This window comes from Acinetobacter sp. WCHA45, assembly GCF_002165255.2.
Lineage (GTDB): Bacteria > Pseudomonadota > Gammaproteobacteria > Pseudomonadales > Moraxellaceae > Acinetobacter.
Genome location: NZ_CP028561.1, coordinates 2,528,043 through 2,545,903, shown reverse-complemented (window position 1 = coordinate 2,545,903; position 17,861 = coordinate 2,528,043). Strand labels below are relative to the sequence as shown.

At 38.0% G+C, this 17,861-nt stretch carries 15 protein-coding genes; 8 read left to right on the top strand and 7 right to left on the bottom strand.

Annotated features, from left to right (window positions below; genetic code table 11):
* Positions 1–30: 30 nt before the first annotated feature.
* The 4 genes from CDG55_RS13645 (at position 31) to htpG (ending at position 5,056) form a co-directional block, all read left to right on the top strand.
* Positions 31–1,452, top strand: coding sequence for a Na+/H+ antiporter family protein (locus CDG55_RS13645; RefSeq protein WP_087537420.1), 1,422 nt, complete (start codon positions 31–33; stop codon positions 1,450–1,452).
* A gap of 500 nt (positions 1,453–1,952) precedes the next feature.
* Positions 1,953–2,537, top strand: coding sequence for an OmpW/AlkL family protein (locus CDG55_RS13640; protein WP_005163031.1), 585 nt, complete (start codon positions 1,953–1,955; stop codon positions 2,535–2,537).
* A 132-nt stretch (positions 2,538–2,669) separates the two neighbouring features.
* Positions 2,670–3,020, top strand: a complete 351-nt coding sequence (locus CDG55_RS13635; protein WP_050042044.1) for a lysozyme inhibitor LprI family protein — start codon at positions 2,670–2,672, stop codon at positions 3,018–3,020.
* A 116-nt stretch (positions 3,021–3,136) separates the two neighbouring features.
* Complete coding sequence (htpG, locus tag CDG55_RS13630; RefSeq protein ID WP_087537421.1) at positions 3,137–5,056, top strand: molecular chaperone HtpG; 1,920 nt, start codon at positions 3,137–3,139, stop codon at positions 5,054–5,056.
* 94 nt (positions 5,057–5,150) lie between these two features.
* On the opposite strand, the gene CDG55_RS13625 is transcribed toward htpG, so the two are convergent.
* The 4 genes from CDG55_RS13625 to CDG55_RS13610 form a co-directional block, all read right to left on the bottom strand.
* Entirely contained in the window at positions 5,151–6,272 is a 1,122-nt protein-coding gene (locus CDG55_RS13625; RefSeq protein ID WP_087537422.1) for a hypothetical protein, read from the bottom strand.
* A gap of 171 nt (positions 6,273–6,443) precedes the next feature.
* On the bottom strand, positions 6,444–7,883 hold the full coding sequence (locus tag CDG55_RS13620; RefSeq protein WP_087537423.1) for a hypothetical protein: 1,440 nt from the start codon (positions 7,881–7,883) through the stop codon (positions 6,444–6,446).
* Positions 7,884–7,894: 11 nt separating this feature from the next.
* The gene (locus CDG55_RS13615; protein WP_005163017.1) at positions 7,895–8,080 is read right to left on the bottom strand and encodes a hypothetical protein; all 186 of its coding nucleotides are present in this window, start codon (positions 8,078–8,080) and stop codon (positions 7,895–7,897) included.
* Positions 8,081–8,473: 393 nt separating this feature from the next.
* Positions 8,474–9,169, bottom strand: coding sequence for a DsbA family oxidoreductase (locus CDG55_RS13610; protein WP_087537424.1), 696 nt, complete (start codon positions 9,167–9,169; stop codon positions 8,474–8,476).
* A gap of 176 nt (positions 9,170–9,345) precedes the next feature.
* Between CDG55_RS13610 and CDG55_RS13605 the strand changes: the two genes are divergently transcribed.
* Positions 9,346–10,095 carry a hypothetical protein gene (locus tag CDG55_RS13605; protein ID WP_087537425.1) on the top strand — a complete coding sequence of 250 codons (750 nt, stop codon included), beginning with the start codon at positions 9,346–9,348 and terminating at the stop codon, positions 10,093–10,095.
* Positions 10,096–10,153: 58 nt separating this feature from the next.
* On the opposite strand, the gene CDG55_RS13600 is transcribed toward CDG55_RS13605, so the two are convergent.
* On the bottom strand, positions 10,154–10,852 hold the full coding sequence (locus CDG55_RS13600) for a hypothetical protein (protein ID WP_087537426.1): 699 nt from the start codon (positions 10,850–10,852) through the stop codon (positions 10,154–10,156).
* Between the two features lie 289 nt (positions 10,853–11,141).
* Between CDG55_RS13600 and CDG55_RS13595 the strand changes: the two genes are divergently transcribed.
* Positions 11,142–11,642, top strand: a complete 501-nt coding sequence (locus CDG55_RS13595; RefSeq protein WP_087537427.1) for a hypothetical protein — start codon at positions 11,142–11,144, stop codon at positions 11,640–11,642.
* A 67-nt stretch (positions 11,643–11,709) separates the two neighbouring features.
* Here CDG55_RS13595 and fadA read toward each other — a convergent pair whose 3' ends face one another.
* Complete coding sequence (gene fadA / locus CDG55_RS13590; protein WP_111313929.1) at positions 11,710–12,882, bottom strand: acetyl-CoA C-acyltransferase FadA; 1,173 nt, start codon at positions 12,880–12,882, stop codon at positions 11,710–11,712.
* Positions 12,883–12,894: 12 nt separating this feature from the next.
* Entirely contained in the window at positions 12,895–15,048 is a 2,154-nt protein-coding gene (gene fadB, locus CDG55_RS13585; RefSeq protein ID WP_111313935.1) for a fatty acid oxidation complex subunit alpha FadB, read from the bottom strand.
* A gap of 654 nt (positions 15,049–15,702) precedes the next feature.
* Between fadB and CDG55_RS13580 the strand changes: the two genes are divergently transcribed.
* Together CDG55_RS13580 and lpxO are read left to right on the top strand one after the other, a co-directional pair.
* Positions 15,703–16,761, top strand: a complete 1,059-nt coding sequence (locus CDG55_RS13580) for a diguanylate cyclase (RefSeq protein ID WP_087537487.1) — start codon at positions 15,703–15,705, stop codon at positions 16,759–16,761.
* Between the two features lie 144 nt (positions 16,762–16,905).
* The gene (gene lpxO, locus CDG55_RS13575) at positions 16,906–17,826 is read left to right on the top strand and encodes a lipid A hydroxylase LpxO (protein ID WP_087537488.1); all 921 of its coding nucleotides are present in this window, start codon (positions 16,906–16,908) and stop codon (positions 17,824–17,826) included.
* Positions 17,827–17,861 lie beyond the last annotated feature (35 nt).

Sequence of the window (17,861 nt, the reverse complement as noted above, 5' to 3'; positions counted from 1 at the left end):
CGCCTTTCTTTTTGCTCCTAAATTTTGTCCATGAATGCTGTCGTAATTGCGATTGCCGTGATGTTTATTTTGTCACTGGCACGCGTTTCTGTTGTTCTCACTTTGGTCATATCAGCCATTATTGGTGGTTTGGTTGCTGGACTGAGCCTTTCTCAAACTGTAGAAGCTTTTAATGCAGGACTGGGAGATGGTGCTGAAGTCGCTTTGGCTTATGCTGTTCTAGGTGCTTTTGCCTTAGCATTATCTAAATCTGGTTTACCAGATTTACTTGCACATAAACTGATTGGTTTATTAGGAATGGAAGCCAGTAAAAATCAAGAAAAAAAAGTGAAATATCTTTTATTAACGATTTTACTCATCGCTGCAATTTTCTCTCAAAATCTAATCCCAGTTCATATTGCTTTTATTCCTGTATTGGTTCCGCCATTGTTAAAAGTGATGAATCACCTCAAGCTTGATCGACGTGCGGCAGCATGTGTACTGACGTTGGGTTTAGTTGGAACATATATCTTCTTACCTGTGGGCTTTGGTGCCATTTTCCTTGAACAAATTTTGATGGGGAATATCAATAAAATTGGGGCTGCATATGGTTTGCATGTAGAACGTAGCATGATGCCTATTGGCATGGCGATACCTGTTTTGGGTATGGTTTTAGGTACTTTAGTCGCTGTGTTTATTAGTTATCGTAAGCCCCGTGAATATGTTGATCGATCAATTTCACCCGTTACAAGCATTGATTTGGATAAACCACTACGAGCAACAACACAAGCTGAATATGACCTCAAGGCGGATGCTGAAGAGTTGAAGCATGAAGCTGAAAATGTACCTTATATTTCCAAAAAAACCATGCTTATGGCGTTACTTGCAATCGGTTTAACCTTAGTTGCGCAGTTGTATTCAGGTTCGATGATTTTAGGTGGCCTTGTTGGTTTTGCTGTGTTATCCGCTTCTGGCATCTTTAAATGGCAAGAAGCTGATGATGTGTTTGTGCAAGGGATGCGAATGATGGCCTTAGTTGGTTTTATCATGATTTCCGCGGCAGGTTTTGCTTCAGTCATGACGCATACAGGCGACATTGCTCATCTAGTGAATGGCGTTGTACATATCATTGGTGATAATCATGCTTTAGCTGCGTTCTTGATGCTATTTATTGGCTTGTTTGTCACGATCGGTATTGGTTCATCTTTCTCAAGTGTGCCTGTGCTGGCGGTGATTTATGTGCCACTCTGCGTACAATTTGGATTCTCACCTTTGGCGACAATTGCATTGATTGGTACTGCTGCTGCATTAGGTGATGCAGGTTCGCCTGCCTCAGATTCAACATTAGGACCTACAGCAGGACTAGGTGTAGATGGTCAACATGATCATATTTGGGATACTGTAGTGCCAACATTTATACATTTTAATATCCCGCTACTTATTTTTGGCTGGATCGCAGCAATGGTTTTATAATGAATAGAGAATGGTTCCATAAGGAACCATTTTTTATATTAAGAAATAATAAAATATCATTTATATTAAATATAATAATTATGCTTATTAAATAATAACTATATTTATTTTAAACCACCTTGATATGAATAGTTTCTATTTATTTATCATAGAAGAAATAAAGTGAAATTTTTTGTCTTTTTATTCCTGTTTATTATATTAAGTTCTCATTCTATTTTGTAATAAAACTAAATTTATTTAGTTTATACTTTAAAAGATTTATTTTAAATATATATTTAAGCTGGTTAATTCTGATAAAAACACTTGGTTTTCAATTGGTTAATCATAGTAAATTAGTTTGATTTATAAATAATTACATATCTTTACAAATTTATATTGTTGTTAATCAGATATTTGTAAAAATAATTAAATTGGTCGGAATTAATATGTATTGCATAAAATAAAAAGACATGATTATTATTAAATATAGGTTGAAATTTTGATTAAAGAGGTTTTTTTAAATGCTAAAAAAATTATTAGTTATTACATTATTGGGGTTATCATCAACTGCGTTTGCAGGTGGTTTTCAGGTTAAGGTCGGTGGTAGTGTTATTGCGCCAACTGCAGATACAACATTAGCTCCAGGTGTTGTAGTTAAAGGTGATCATGAATTCGCATTTACACCTTCAGTAGAATATTTCTTTGGTGATACGCCTTTTTCAGCTGAGGTTTTGCTTGCTAACCCAATTAATCACGATGTTCTATTAAATGGTGAGAAAGTTGCAAGTGTTCGTCAATTACCACCGACAATCACAGCAAAATATAACTTTAAGAATTCAACTCGATTTACTCCATATATTGGTGTTGGTGGTACAGCCTTCATTGCATGGCACGAAAAGGGCTTAGTTGATGACGTGAAAAATACTTATGGTTTTGCTGGTCAGTTAGGTTTTAATTTCCAACCTGCTGACGCTAAAAACTGGGGTGTATATATGGATGTTCGATATGCAGATCTTAGCCCTGAAGTGAAGTTGGTTAATGGTACGAAGTTTGATTTAGACCTAAATCCAATGGTCTATACTTTGGGCTATAGCTATAAGTTCTAAGACGATTTAGATTTAAAGAAACCTCACAAATCGTGAGGTTTTTTATTTTACAATCGTAATATAAAACAGATACAAGCCTAAAAAGAGCGTGCGGTAAGCTAAGAACTAGTTTTTAATAAGTTGTGATCGGTGATGAAAAAATTATTAAGCTCAGCATTATTTCTTATGTCATTACTCATTTTATCTCAAACCCATGCCGCCAGTTTCTCATGCAAAGCTGCAAAATTGAAATCGGAACAACAGATTTGTAATGATCGTGGTTTAAATGATGCGGATGTAAAACTGGCAACAACTTACCAGATTATTTTGCACGCACTACCTATGGGAGGACGTGATGCAGAAAAAGATAAGCAATTCCAATGGTTGAAACAGCGTAATTCATGTGCAGCAAATACCTCTTGTCTTCGTCGTGCATATGCACAAAGACAACAGCAATTGGATCAACTTCTACAAACACGTATATTGAGCCAAGGACCATTCTAATTGTTCTTTTGTGCATTTTTTAACTGAAAAAATAAAACACAAGGATTGAAATATTCAAGATATGCACCATTCATAAATCATTCCAAATATATAAGCCTCAAGATAAGGAGTGATTTATGAGTGAACAAGCCTCAAAAAATTATAGTTTCCAAGCTGAAGTTGCTCAGTTATTACATTTGGTGACGCATTCCCTGTATTCCAATCCTGAAATTTTCCTGCGTGAACTGATTTCCAATGCATCGGATGCCTGCGATAAGCTGCGTTTTGAAGGAATTAATCACCCTGAATATTATGAAAATGATGCCAACTTGCATGTTCGTGTGAGCTTGGATAAAGAGAATAAAACTTTAACTATTTCCGATAATGGTATTGGTTTGAGCCAACAAGAGGCGATAGAGAATCTTGGTACGATTGCAAAATCGGGCACTAAAGATTTTATGTCCAAGTTAAGTGGTGATCAGAAAGCAGATGCACAGTTAATTGGTCAATTTGGTGTTGGTTTTTATTCTGGCTTTATTGTTGCCGATAAAATCACGGTGGAGTCGCGCCGTGCAGGTCTGGATGCTGCCGAAGGTGTGCGTTGGATCAGTGGTGGAACGGGCGAGTTCGAAGTTCAAACAATTGAGAAAGCAAGCCGTGGTACCGATATCATCTTGCATTTACGTGATGATGCACTCGACTATTTAGAGTCGTGGAAAGTTAAACAAATCATCAATAAGTATTCAGATCACATCAGCTTGCCAATCGAAATGCAAAAAGAAATCTGGCAAGAAGAGGAAGTCGCTGAAGGTGAAGAGCCTAAAGGCGGTCAGATGGTGAAGACGGATGAATGGGAAGCCATTAACTCTGCTAGCGCATTATGGACACGTAGTAAGAGCGAAATCACTGATGAGCAATACATCGACTTTTATAAAAATCTGAGCCACGATTTCGCAGAGCCTTTGGCATGGGCGCATAACCGCGTGGAAGGTAGCACTGAATATACTCAGTTGCTGTATATCCCAAGTCAGGCTAAACAAGATCTGTTTACACGTGAAGCAAAAGCGGGCATCAAATTGTATGTGAAGCGTGTATTCATTTTGGATGAAGCAGACAACCTCATTCCAAACTATTTACGTTTTGTACAAGGCGTGGTCGATAGTGCTGATTTACCATTAAATGTCAGCCGTGAATTACTTCAAGAAAGCCGTGATGTGAAAACCATTCGTGAAGGCAATGCGCGTCGTGTCTTGACTTTATTGGATGGTTTAGCAAAGTCGGAAGATGAAAAAGACCAAGAGAAATTTAAAGCTTTCTACACTGAGTTTGGTTCGGTATTAAAAGAAGGTTTAGGTGAAGACACGGGTAATCGTGAGCGTATCTTGAAGTTATTGCGTTATGCAACTTCAAATCATGATGAGATCAGTACTTCTTTTGCTGATTATAAGTCACGTATGAAAGAAGGGCAGAAAGCGATTTATTACGTGACTGCGGATAATTTAACGGCTGCGAAAAACTCACCACAACTTGAAGTATTCAAGAAGAAAGGCATTGAAGTTTTACTCATGGCAGATCGTGTTGATGAGTGGGCAATGAATTTTGTCTTTGAGTTTGATGGTACGCCATTACAGAACGTGTCTAAAGGTGCAGTTGATCTTGGTGATCTACAGGATGCGGATGAGAAAAAGGCGCTTGAGGAAGCCGCTGAACAATTTAAACCTGTGGTGGAGCGTTTAAGCAGCTCATTGAAAGACAAAACCAAAGAAGTGCGAGTAACGACACGTTTGGTGGATTCACCAGCATGTTTGGTCACCAGTGAGGGTGAGCTTTCTCCACAGTTGATCCGTATGCTGAAACAGGCAGGTCAGGCTGTTCCTGAAAGCAAGCCAACGCTGGAAATTAACCCTGAACATCCATTGGTGAAAAAACTGGAAAGCTCAGCGCAGTTTGATGACCTTGCCAACGTGATTTTTGATCAGGCGGTAATTGCTGAGGGTGGCCTGCCAGAAGACCCTGCGGCTTATGTAAAACGTATCAATAGCCTGTTATTGAAATAAGTGAGCCATTAAATAATAAAAACCTCTGATTCGTCAGAGGTTTTTGTTTTTATGGATAACATTAAAGCTATCCACAGTTGTGCTGATATTTTCATCAGAACAACGTTTCAAGACGAATGAACGTGCTGACATAATGACTACGGTCTTCGCGGTGGTCATTGAAATAGTTCAGATCGCCCTGCACATAAAACCATTCACGCCACAGAGGTTGTCGCCAAGATACAAAAGGTCCCCAACTATTTAGACGTAAATCGTTGTTATCGTAATAGCCACCCGTGTAAATACCGTACTTAAAACTATTGTGTGCGAAAAATTGGTGTTGGCGGAATGTACGGTTGTCCCATCTTAAATCATCATCTTGTGTATCAGCATAGGTCAAACTGAGCTGATTTGATAAAAAAGGTTGGTTTGGGCGTGCGTGAATCAGTTCTAAATTTGTTCGAAGATAGTTTTCACTTTTACTGCCATAGCGATAGATTTGTTCAGCATTGAAATTAAAGTCATGATCTAAATCCCAATATTTTTTTGCTCTCAAACGTAAATAAACATCATCACCAGAGCGAATACCGATATCTGCATCGGTATCAAATGGTAGTCGTTTGGAGAAATTTGACCAACGTAATGCGATTGATCCATTACTGTCTCTAGTTTGTTTTGAATCAAATTTTTTATCAGGATCTTGATTCGGTTGAGTGTTGGTATTGGCAACATTGTTGTCAAACTCATCATCAAGCGAGTCATCACCAAAAACCACACTGAACTTTTTTTCTAAAGTTGGTAGTTTGATTTTTCCACGAATACGAGGTTTAACCTCATATTGATCATATTTATTCCAATAATTATCAACCAAGACCCGAATGGTAGCTGAAGCAGGCTTTTCTGGATCTACATCTCCAAACCAATCATCAATTTTGACAGAAGTTCGGTCTGCCCAATTCCGAATATCTTTTTGTTTGCGATCAATCCATGTTCTATCTTCGGTTTCTGAAGTTGGTGGAACGATAGGTTGATCAGATTGTTCAGGAAGTATAGTGGGTGTAGCATCGACCCATTTAGGTATATAACTTAATAGATTTGCCGACTCTGATGCATGAGCTTGTTCACCCTGAACGGATGTTTCTTCAGTGGCGTAAGTGGCTTGAGTTATTACGCCGAATGGAAGAGCCAAAAGTGTTGGAACAAGGGCGATAGGGACCGTTTTTAAAAAAGTATTCATAATTTAAGCTTATATATTGTTCTTCTTTTCACTCTTTATTATTTCGTTATTAAAATCAATATTTAGACACAAAAAACAGCAATTTATCAGAGAGCTATACAAATAAACTTTAAAAAAATAAGCCACATTCTGAGATGAATGTGGCTATATAAATCTTGTGATAGATTTTTGTTATGCTGAAACGTCCGCCTTAGCTAAAGCATCATACAAGGCGTGGACTGAGATCGGTTGAGCTAAACTACTAATCACTTGTCGAATCAATTGCCATGTATAGCCATTTGTACGATCAAGTAATAAGAATGGATAGGCTTGGTCTTCAGAGGAAAGTTTGATGCGTTCTAAGCCATGTATCACACGAATTTTTTGACGTTCTTTTAACAGAATAATTGGTGTAAGGAAATTAGCCGCTGTTTCATCAAAAGGAATGAACTTCTGTGTATTGATAAATGATGCTGGAATATATGGATAAGCATCTTCATCACGTTGCCAAACTGTATGACCATTCATGATGCATTCATTAAATAGTGTTTCATGTTGGTGGTAATGTTGTTTAAAAATAACCCAGTCTGTTTGATGAATCGAGCTTGTTTGAGTATGACGTTTGTCTGTATAAGCTTGTAAGATTGTTGCAGCATATTCGACACTATGAGTACCAATAAGGACGACATAATGTGAAAACTGTCCTTGAGCATAAAGCTGTTCAGCAACAAAGATTTGAGCTGTTTCCCAAACAGGTTGAACGTCATTCTCAGCTTTTAAATATAACCAATCAATTTTAATATTTTGATTAATCTCATCGTGTAGCTCTACACGATATAAAGATGGAAATGTTTTAGGATCGATACGCTCTAAGCGACATACGAGTCCATCTAAATTAAAATCTTTTAGTGCAACAGGTTTCGCTTTATTTAGATTTGCAACAGGACGCACATTTTGTCTAAAACTTGGTTTAGGCTTTGCGACCGTTGGAATACTTGGTGTTGGAGTATTGGGTACAGATTGAATTCTTTCCTGAATAATTGCTTCGAGTTGTGCTTCAAAATTCGCAGTTTCTTCTCTCATAGCAGATAATCTGTCCTTGTGAATTGTCTGATTTGAATCTAATGATAAATTTGTTGAAGTTTGATGAATTGGCTCTAAAACAGGAATAAGACTTTTGAGTTCATCATCTGTTTTTATATAATCACTTGTACTCGTTTGAATCCATTCAAGTGCTTGTCGAGTAGATGTAAACCAAGGGCTCTTTATAAAAGACAATGCAGGACGAATAACCCAAATTTGCCAATGCTGTGACTGACGTAAAGCTGCCCATCCCATGTCGCCTGATGCAAATAAAGCATGTTCAACATGCCCCATAAATTTAAATGTTCCGCGATAAGTGAGTGCATACCCAAAGCTTTCTAATTCTTCAGCCGAAAATTCTTCTTGTTGAATAAATTCTTTAAATGGAGTGAGTTGTTCTTGAAACAATGGATCGTCACAAGAAGCACAAATATCCTTAATACGTTGCTTTGATTTTGCGATCTCAAAAAGTGAGTTTTTATCGTTGTTTAGCCCAACAATCAGATGTTTGAGCTCATCAACCAATAATGCTTTCTCTAATACGTCCATTGATAGTTTCCTTAGAGATAGGCTTGAGCCTGTTTTAAATAATGAATAAGTACAATATTCACAGCATCATCTAACAGTTTGTATTCAGATGTATTCGTCAAATTATGCTGTCTAGCCAAGGCTACAAGTTGCTCAATACATATTTGTTCGGGTTGAATCTGACCATTTATCAGGGCTTGTAACTCTTGAATTTTCATAACAAAAGAATGTCACTTTATGACGATTATAGAAGAAAAATATGCAAAATCTATAGACTGCAAGTTAGTAAAAAATCTCATTTAGTTATTCCAAATAGAGATTTTGATCATGTTTTGGCTTTCAAAGTATCAACATTTTAAAACAATAAATCGGATAAATAGATCGCACTGGGGAAGTATATCTATAAATCTATCGCTTTAGTGTGATTTTAATCACATTTTTTTTAGTTAAAAGTTGATCAATAAAATACTTAGTTTGTTACAGAATTTACCACTAGAGATAAACGGTATGCTTTTTAAGATAATAGGTGACGTAACCATCACATCTAGTTTGAATAGTTCGCTGCACACAAGCTTCAGACAGTTGCTGAAGCTTGTATTTTAGCTAGCTTGTTAGGGCTTAATTTCGCATTGATCATCGCTACATTGAGCCGCATCTGTTTGCTGAACTTCTTCTGTAGAAGCGGATTGAGCTTGTTGTAATGCCTGTAAGAAAATTTCACGCGGTTGTGCGCCTGAAAGTGCTAGTTTTTGATCAAAAACAAAAAAGGGTACACCCGTTACATTTAATTGCTCATGTGCAATTTTTTCATCATGGCGAACAAAATCTGCCAGTTCATCTGAATTCAATACATACTCGACTTCAGCATGATCCAAACCAATCCGTGAAGCGATTTCTTCAACCACTTCACGTTCACCAATTGCAAGACCTTCAGTCATATAAGCATGAAAAAAAGCTTCTTTTGCTTCGTTACCCAAACCTTTGCTTTGAGCCAAATGGATAATACGGTGTGCATTAAAGCTGTTGCCTGAATTGGCTTTTTGCCATTGAAAATCAATGCCTTCAGTCGCTGCCATAGCCGCAACATTACGTTCCATTTCTTCCATGTCAGCAAAGCTACGCCCATATTTCTTTGCTAAGCGTTCCGTATTCGAAGTCTCATGTTTGGCAGGTGCATCTGGATCGAGTTCAAAGCTATGCCAATGAATATCAAGCTCAATTCCTGCTTGTTCAGCAACATGTTCAAGACGCTTTTTCCCAATATAACAAAAAGGGCAAACGACATCTGACCAAATATCTACGCGCATGGCATATCTCTACAATTTCAGTTGATTTGATAATAGGGGCGAAAGTACGAAATTTAAAGCGATGAAAATGTAATGCTCCGTTACGAAAAATGAAATAAAAATCAATTAACAGTCTATGTTTGACTGATTAAGCTTAAAGTCAAAACATAAAAAATATAAATATACTTGGAGGCTATATGCGCCGTTTTTTATTATTTTTAACTGCCGTCGTGATTTGTTTGGGTACATTCTTTTTCTATCAATATCGCTTAAAGCAAAATGCAGCCAATACCGAACAAATGTTTGAAATTGTTATGGCTGAAAAAATGCGTGGGCTCTATGATCAAGCGCAGGATTGGAGCAAGCCTATACAACTCAACGTACATGATGATCGTTTATCTGGTGATTATAAGTTGATGTCCGAGTTTCTACTTAGTTATTGGATGCAAAATGTTGAGGCAAGAAACGCTTATTTAAGACAACTCAAAGCAGCAAATTGGGATACTTTTCTAGATGTCGAACGTTTAGATCTAGACCGTCAAAAAAGTTATCGTGAGACTGAAAAGATGCTTCAGGATGTGCGAAAAATCTCGACTGAATATGGAATAAAGAGACAGAAAATACAGGCAGATTCACTTGAACAAGCAAAAAATCTCGCCATTCATCATGAAATGAGAAAATCTTTACAAGAAAAACTGCAAAATAACCTGAAAACAGACAAGGCGCATGACATTTTTCCGATTGAACAACACGTGATTGAGAAAGCACAAGCGATGTTTGATATGTTAAAAACTGATCCTTGGCAAAGAGAAGATAACAAGATTCTTTTTAAGGAAACAGCACAAGTCAAAAAGTTTAATGCGCTTTATCAAGATGTGCTCAGATTAAATCAGAAGATGGATAAAATTAAGCAAAACAATGTTGCAGTATTAGATGAAGAATTATAATTTCGTGATGCAATGATGCCTTGTATACATCATTGCATGACTGAGTTCGAGCTTAAGCTTAATCAAAGATCTTTTCTGCTGCTTGGAAAGGTAGACTCACCACATCAATCGCCACGGCAAAAGGGAGCAATACCAGTTTTTCCAAAGGATTCATACCTGATTTTGATTTATAACTTTCTTCTTTATTGGTATAGATAGAGATTTGGTAAGGCTTACTTAATGCTTTGAGTGAGCTTAGATTATTTGCAGTAGGATAAACAACACCAGCGAGTTTGATATCGAAACAGAAGCGTTGAGCTTGCATACGTTCATCACTTGAAGAAGAACATTCTCTCGCACCATTCTCAATGAAAAACTCTAAATCTTTTTTGCTCAAGTCTTCTTTTAGTTTTATATATGAAAGGGGGAGTGTGCCTGAAAAATTGCCATCATTTTTTTCAGAATAAAAGCTTAGCTCACGTGTAATTTGAATATTTTTGGGGTCGAGCTTTGTGATTAAACTCACAAATTGAGATCCACCTTGGGTAAGGATATAGCTATTCTTTTGCCCTGCGATTACGAGACTATCTTTAGGTAAATTTGCAGATTGTTGAGCAGGTCTTCCAAATGCAATGACACTATCTTCAACCAAAGTAACCTTGGTTGTGCGAATATAAGCTTTACTGTCTTTGGTAATAAGGGTTTTGGTTGCACAACCTGCTAAACATAATCCTGTAATCGATATTGCTGTAGTCATTTTAATTAGAGTTGAAATCATCCATTTCTCCTAATCACTTTTTAAAGTATATAAAATAATCAATATTTATAAATTCACTCGAGCACAGTAATCAAAAAAACGAGCTTATGCGAGATTTTTTCCTCTTTTATCTATTCATTTTACAAAGATCAGACACATTGTTTGATTCGCTCATTTTATCTTACGTTCAAAAAAATAATCCTATTTACCGTTTATCAGAGTGATACAGAATTCAATATCACTTTATTGTAGGCTTAATTTATAGCTATTTTTATTCAATGTTTATGGTGAATGATTTTTGGAGCAAGTGATGAACTTTCTAAAACGATCAGCGCTGATGATGGCATTTACTTTGGTTGGATTTTCAGCAGTACATGCCGAAGAGGTTGAAACTTTACCAACCATTCGTATTATGGCTGAATCTGAATTACGTGAAGAAGTTGTAGGACCCACTCCATTTCAAGAAGATAAAAAAGTACGTCAAGCACTTCAGCATCGTATTTATAAAACTCATACTGATATGCAGAATGCAGAAATTCCTGAGAATATCAGTGCAGTTGAATTTGAACCAAAGGTGCAGTCAGGCTTATCTCAAGTTTCACCTGGGTTACAAGAGTATATTCTAGCGGTGGCCTCAGGTTTTCAATCATCTGATCCAACTAATGGTGTATTTAAAATATTAGAGCCACTTAATATAAATCGAAACAATATTGATGGCATTCGTGATGGTTCGATTAAAGTCAATTTGAATGATATTTTGCTATTACAGCAGCAAATTCAAAATGGTTTAAAAGATTTTAGACAACCATAGCTTATATCATTGAATAAGATAAAAATCCCCGCATATAGCGGGGATTTTCTCTTTATCTCAGTGTCGATTAAACACGTTCGATAATTGTCGCGATACCTTGACCAAGACCGATACACATGGTCGCAAGACCGATTTGAGTATCTTGTTGTTCCATCACGTTCAACAATGTTGTTGTGATACGAGCACCAGAACAGCCTAATGGGTGACCTAATGCAATCGCACCACCATTCAAGTTGATGATGTCTTGTTTGTCATAAACGCCTAAGCCTTTCATGACTGATAAGCCTTGAGCAGCAAATGCTTCGTTTAATTCGATCGTTTGGATATCCGCCATCGTTAAACCAGCACGTTTAAGCGCTTTTTGAGTTGCTGGAACTGGACCGTAACCCATGATCGCAGCATCACAACCTGCAATCGCCATAGAGCGAATCACAGCACGAGGTTTTAAACCTAAAGATGCAGCACGTTCAGCTGACATCAACAACATTGCAGATGCACCGTCAGAAAGAGCAGAAGAAGTTGCTGCTGTTACTGAACCACCTTTAGGATCGAAAACAGGTTTCAATGCTTTGAATGCTTCAAGGTTTGCATCAGGACGAATGACTTCATCGATGTCGCAAAGGACTTTGAAGCCATTAGCATCGTGACCTTCAACACCCACGATTTCGTTTTTGAAACGACCTTCTTGTGTTGCAGCCCAAGCACGACGGTGAGATTCAACACCGAAAGCATCTTGTTCTTCACGAGAGATACCGTTCATACGACCTAACATTTCAGCAGTTAAGCCCATCATGTTCGATGCTTTTGCATAGTGTTTAGATGCTTCAGGGTTAAGGTCGATGCCGTGCATCATACCTACGTGACCCATATGCTCTACACCACCGATGATGAAGATGTCACCTTGGTTGGTCGCAATCTGTGCAGCAGCTGTGTGGATTGCTTGCATTGAAGAACCACAGAGACGGTTTACTGTTTGACCGCCAGCAGTTTTTGGAATGTCAGCCAATAAACCAATATTACGAGCAATGTTCATACCTTGCTCTAAAGTTTGGTTTACACAGCCCCAAATGATGTCTTCAACTTCATTGGTATCAAACTGGTTACGAGCAACAAGTGCACGTACTAATTCAGCAGATAAACTGTCGGCACGAACATTGCGGAACATACCGTTACGTGATTTGCCCATGGCAGAACGAACGCCATCAACAATCACAACGTCACGTGGATTTAAAGTAGCCATTCACGTCGCTCCTTAACCGTAGAATTTTTTGTTGTTAGCAGCCATGTCACGCAACATTTGTGGCGCTTCATAAGCCTTACCTAAGTGTGCGTATTTGTCGCAAAGTGCAACGTATTCAGCAACACCAGTTTGGTCGATGTAACGGCATGGACCACCACGGAATGGAGGGAAACCTACACCCATAATCATCGCCATGTCTGCTTCAGAAGCAGTCGCTACGATGTTGTCTTCTAGGCAACGAACAGTTTCGTTACAGAAAGCAAGCATCATACGGTCAATGATTTCTTGAGCATCAAACTCGCGTTTTTCTGCAGTTGCCACAGTAGCAACAAGCTCATACGCAGTTGGATCAACCACTTTGGCTTTTTTGCCTTTACGGTCAAGTTCGTATTTGTAGAAACCAACGTCGTTCTTTTGACCCAAACGTTTGTTTTCGTACATGATTTCGATTGAACCTTTGAAGTCTGGCTTCATACGGTCAGGGAAACCTTCAGCCATCACTTCTGCACCGTGAACGCCCGTGTCGATACCAACAACGTCGATTAGGTAAGCAGGACCCATAGGCCAGCCGAATTTTTCCATCACTTTGTCGACTTGTTGGAAGTCAGCACCGTCTTTCAATAGAAGGTCAAATGCACCGAAGTAAGGGAACAAGACGCGGTTTACAAGGAAACCTGGGCAGTCGTTCACAACGATTGGTGTTTTACCCATTTTCTGAGCAAGAACAACCGTGGTCGCAATCGCTTCAGCCGAAGTCTTCTCACCACGGATCACTTCTACCAATGGCATCATGTGTACTGGGTTAAAGAAGTGCATACCCACGAAGTTTTCAGGACGTTGTAGGTTTTCAGCCAAACGTGTGATTGAAATTGTTGAAGTATTTGAAGCAATGATCGTGTTGTCACGAACATTCTTCTCAGTTTCAGCAAGTACAATGCCTTTTACTTTTGGATTTTCAGTTACTGCTTCAATCACGATGTCCACTTCTTTAAACTCGTCATAGCTTAAAGTAGGGCGGATGCGCGCAAGAGTTTCACCCATTTGAGCAGGTTTCATCTTCTTACGTTCAACTTGTTTGGTGAGTAAGCCATTGGCTTCTTTCATACCCAAAGCAAGTTGCGGATTACCAATGTCTTTCATGATGATTGGTGTGCCTTTGCTTGCCGCTTGGTAAGCAATACCACCACCCATGATACCCGCGCCCAATACAGCCGCTTGGTTTACAGGGTGTGCACCTTTTTCATATTTCTTCGAAGTTTTCTTCACCACTTGGTCATTGATGAATAGACCAATTAACGCATTTGCTTGTGGTGTAATGGCTGCTTTTGCAAAACCAGCCGCTTCAGCTTGAAGTGCTTCATTACGTGGAAGGCTTGCACCTGCTTGTAATGAGTCAAGTAATAATTTTGGCGCAGGGTATTGAGCAGGGTTTGCTTTTGCAAGTACCGCACCTTTTGCTGTATTGAACGCCATCATTTGTTCAAGTGGGTTCAATTTAATCGCGTCTAATTTTTCTTGACGTTTTGCTTTCCAGTTCAAACGACCAGCAATGGCTTGTTTAACTAAGTCAACAGCAGCTTCTTGAAGTTTGTCAGCAGCAACAACCGCATCTACAGCACCATCTTTCAGTGCAGCAGCTGGCTTCTTAGGATTCGCCATTGCCATCCATTCAACGGCATTGTCGATACCGATTAAACGGCTTAAACGTACGCTACCACCAAAACCAGGATAGATACCGAGTTTGATTTCTGGTAAGCCAACTTGAGCTTGCTCAGACATGACACGGTAGTCACACACTAAGCACATTTCAAAACCGCCACCAAGCGCCATGCCATTGATCGCAGCAACTTTAGGCATTTCTAAATCTTCAAAGCTATTGAAGATTTCGTGTACAGGCATAAGCCAATCAATGATTGCTTGTTCACCAGCAGCGAAATTGTCGCCGAATTCAGTAATGTCAGCACCAACGATAAATGTTGATTTTCCAGAAGTAACAACTAAGCCTTTAATATCGTTATTGGCTTTAACTGCAGCAATTGCTGCTTGGAAGTCTTCAATGGTTGCACGGTTAAATTTATTAACCGACTCACCTTGTAAGTCAAAGCGGAATTCTGCAATTCCGTCCGCAAGCATTTGGACGGTAATGGCATTGCCAGCGTGGATCATGCCTGATCTCCCTTGTTGTGGAGGATTCTGAGTTGATGTCATAAAAGCGTGTGTGTGGATATAGGCACACAAAATGCTTCGCTAATCTTACGATAACTATATCCAAAAAGAACATAACAAGTTGTATCAAGCCGTGACGCTAGGGTCATCTATTGTTTTGATGGATAACTTTTTGTGATTTTAATTATTTTAAATCAATGGTTTATTGTTGTTTATAATGATGATTGTAAATAAAAAATGCTGAAATGAATAAAATAATCTTCATAAGTACTTACAACAATAAATTTATCTAGAACGCTTATTTACTGTGGAATATGTGCTTTCTTAAAGGAATAGATATTAAATTTTATTTGTTCAAAGGCAAATTCTTTATTTTGGTCTATTTCTTGCTGCATTTTGAGAAGAAAATCACATTTAGCGCTAGAACCTTGAAATAGGGAAGCTGTGGTTCTTTTAAACATTCACAGCATTTATTTTTCATATTTAAACACCGTCATCAGCTGACAAAAAATGTTAGTTAATGCTTGAAGTGGAAAGTGAAAATAAAGGCTAGAATTTAACTAAAGATGGTTTGCACACTTAGAACAAGATAGAACTGAAAAATCAATCCAATTCGATTCTCGATAATCTTGTTTGGGGATGAGAGGTGTCAGGATGAATCCAACAGACCAAACCTTGATGCAACAAATGCATATTTCCTCAGAGGAAATAGAATATCGAAAATCTTTATTGTCGTTGACGAATAAAGAACTTCTCCAGTTGGTTCAATTAGGTATAAAGCTTGAGCCTTTATTTGATCAAGTTGTGATGGAGTTTTATCAACAACAAACTTCAGTAGCCGAAATTGCAACTTTGATTGGAGATGTAGATACCTTATCTCGTTTACAACGTGCGCAACGACAATACGTCACTGAGTTATTTTCTGGGACTTATGATGCCAATTACGTTAACAACCGTCTAAGGATTGGTTTAGTGCATAAGCGGATCGGTGTAGAACCCAAATTATATTTATCGGCGATTTATCATCTCAAAACTAGATTAATGACTTTGGTGTATGAGCAAATTGGACATACAGATGAATATCATCAAGTTGTGCAAACTCTAGAAAAACTATTCATGTTTGATATTTCTTTAGTTGTTGAAACCTATGTTTGGAGTTTAGTCAGTGAAATCAAATCGTCTAAAGAGAAAATTGAACAATATGCCAATGTCCTCGAAGATCGCGCACAACAAATGGAAGCATTGTCACAAACTGATCCTCTGACAGGTTTACTGAATGTTCGACATTTAAATAGTATTTTGAATGCAACTATATGTACGGCTGAACATACTTTAGAACCTGTGACGGTGGTATTTATTGATATTAATGATTTCAAAATGATCAACGATACATTTGGGCACCCACGTGGCGATCAAATTTTAAAAATAGTAGCAGATGGTATTCGCTATGTTGCTCGACTTGATGATCATTGTTTTCGATGCGGAGGTGATGAATTTTGTATCATTTTCCCAAGATGTACAGAGTCTCAAGCGATAGAGAGTTTTGTACCTCGTTTGGAGCAATATATTCGCCAAATAGAACCTTCAATTAGCTTGAGTATCGGTGTCAAACAAACCGATCATGTTGGAGGGTATATTGATGCAACAACATTAATCCATGAAGCCGATGCAAGAATGTATCAGGTGAAAAAAGAGCGTAAAACAAAAATATAGTTTTTAAAAAAAGTTATTAAGTTTTTGAAAAATAGGATTAAAAAAAATTAACTCACTATCTACGTCTGAGTTTGAGTAAAAGCGGCTAGAAATTGTGAGGGATGGTGTTAAAATTTGGCGATTAATTTTTAAGTGCCGATATCAATGATTAAATGGATCATATTAGCGATCTTTATCATTTCAGCGTTGTATATTCAGCGTCGTGGTAAAGTTAAGCACTCGTTTTATCGTCAATTTTTTGACCATTCTACTGTGCTCGCACCGATTAATTTCTTAATGTACATGTTTTCTAAAGTACCGAATCAACCTTATATTGATACGCAGTATTTTAAAGATTTAAAAGTTTTAGATGAAAATTGGGAAATGATTCGAGACGAAGCCAAAGCTTTATATGACAAAGGTGGGATTAAAGCTTCAAGTAGTTATGATGACCTCGGTTTCAATTCCTTCTTTAAAACAGGTTGGAAACGTTTCTATTTGAAATGGTACGACTCGGCACATCCATCTGCTGCTGAACTTTGCCCAAAAACAACCGCATTATTAAAAACGCTTCCAACAATTAAAGCTGCGATGTTTACTGAGTTAGCACCAGATAGCCGTTTAGTTCGCCATCGTGATCCTTATGCGGGTTCATTGCGTTACCATTTAGGTTTGATTACACCAAATGATGATCGCTGTTTTATTGATGTTGATGGTCAGCGATATTCGTGGCGTGATGGTGAAAGTGTGGTGTTTGATGAAACCTATATCCATTATGCGGAAAACACGACTAACCAGAATCGTATTATCTTTTTCGCTGATGTAGAACGCCCATTAAAAACCCGTTTTATGGAAAAGTTTAACCACTGGTTTGGAAAAAGTGTCATGACCGCAGCCAGTTCACCTAATGAGGCAGGCGATCAAACAGGTGGCTTAAATAAAGTCTTTGGTTATGTTTATCAAATTCGTATCAAGGCCAAAGCGTTAAAGGCTAAAAATCGTCAGCTTTACTATTTCCTGAAATGGTTCATCATGTTAGGGCTATTTTTCTTAATTTTTATTCGACCTTATGTATTTAAAGTCTGAATGAGATCAACGCCCGAAAGGGCGTTTTTTTATAA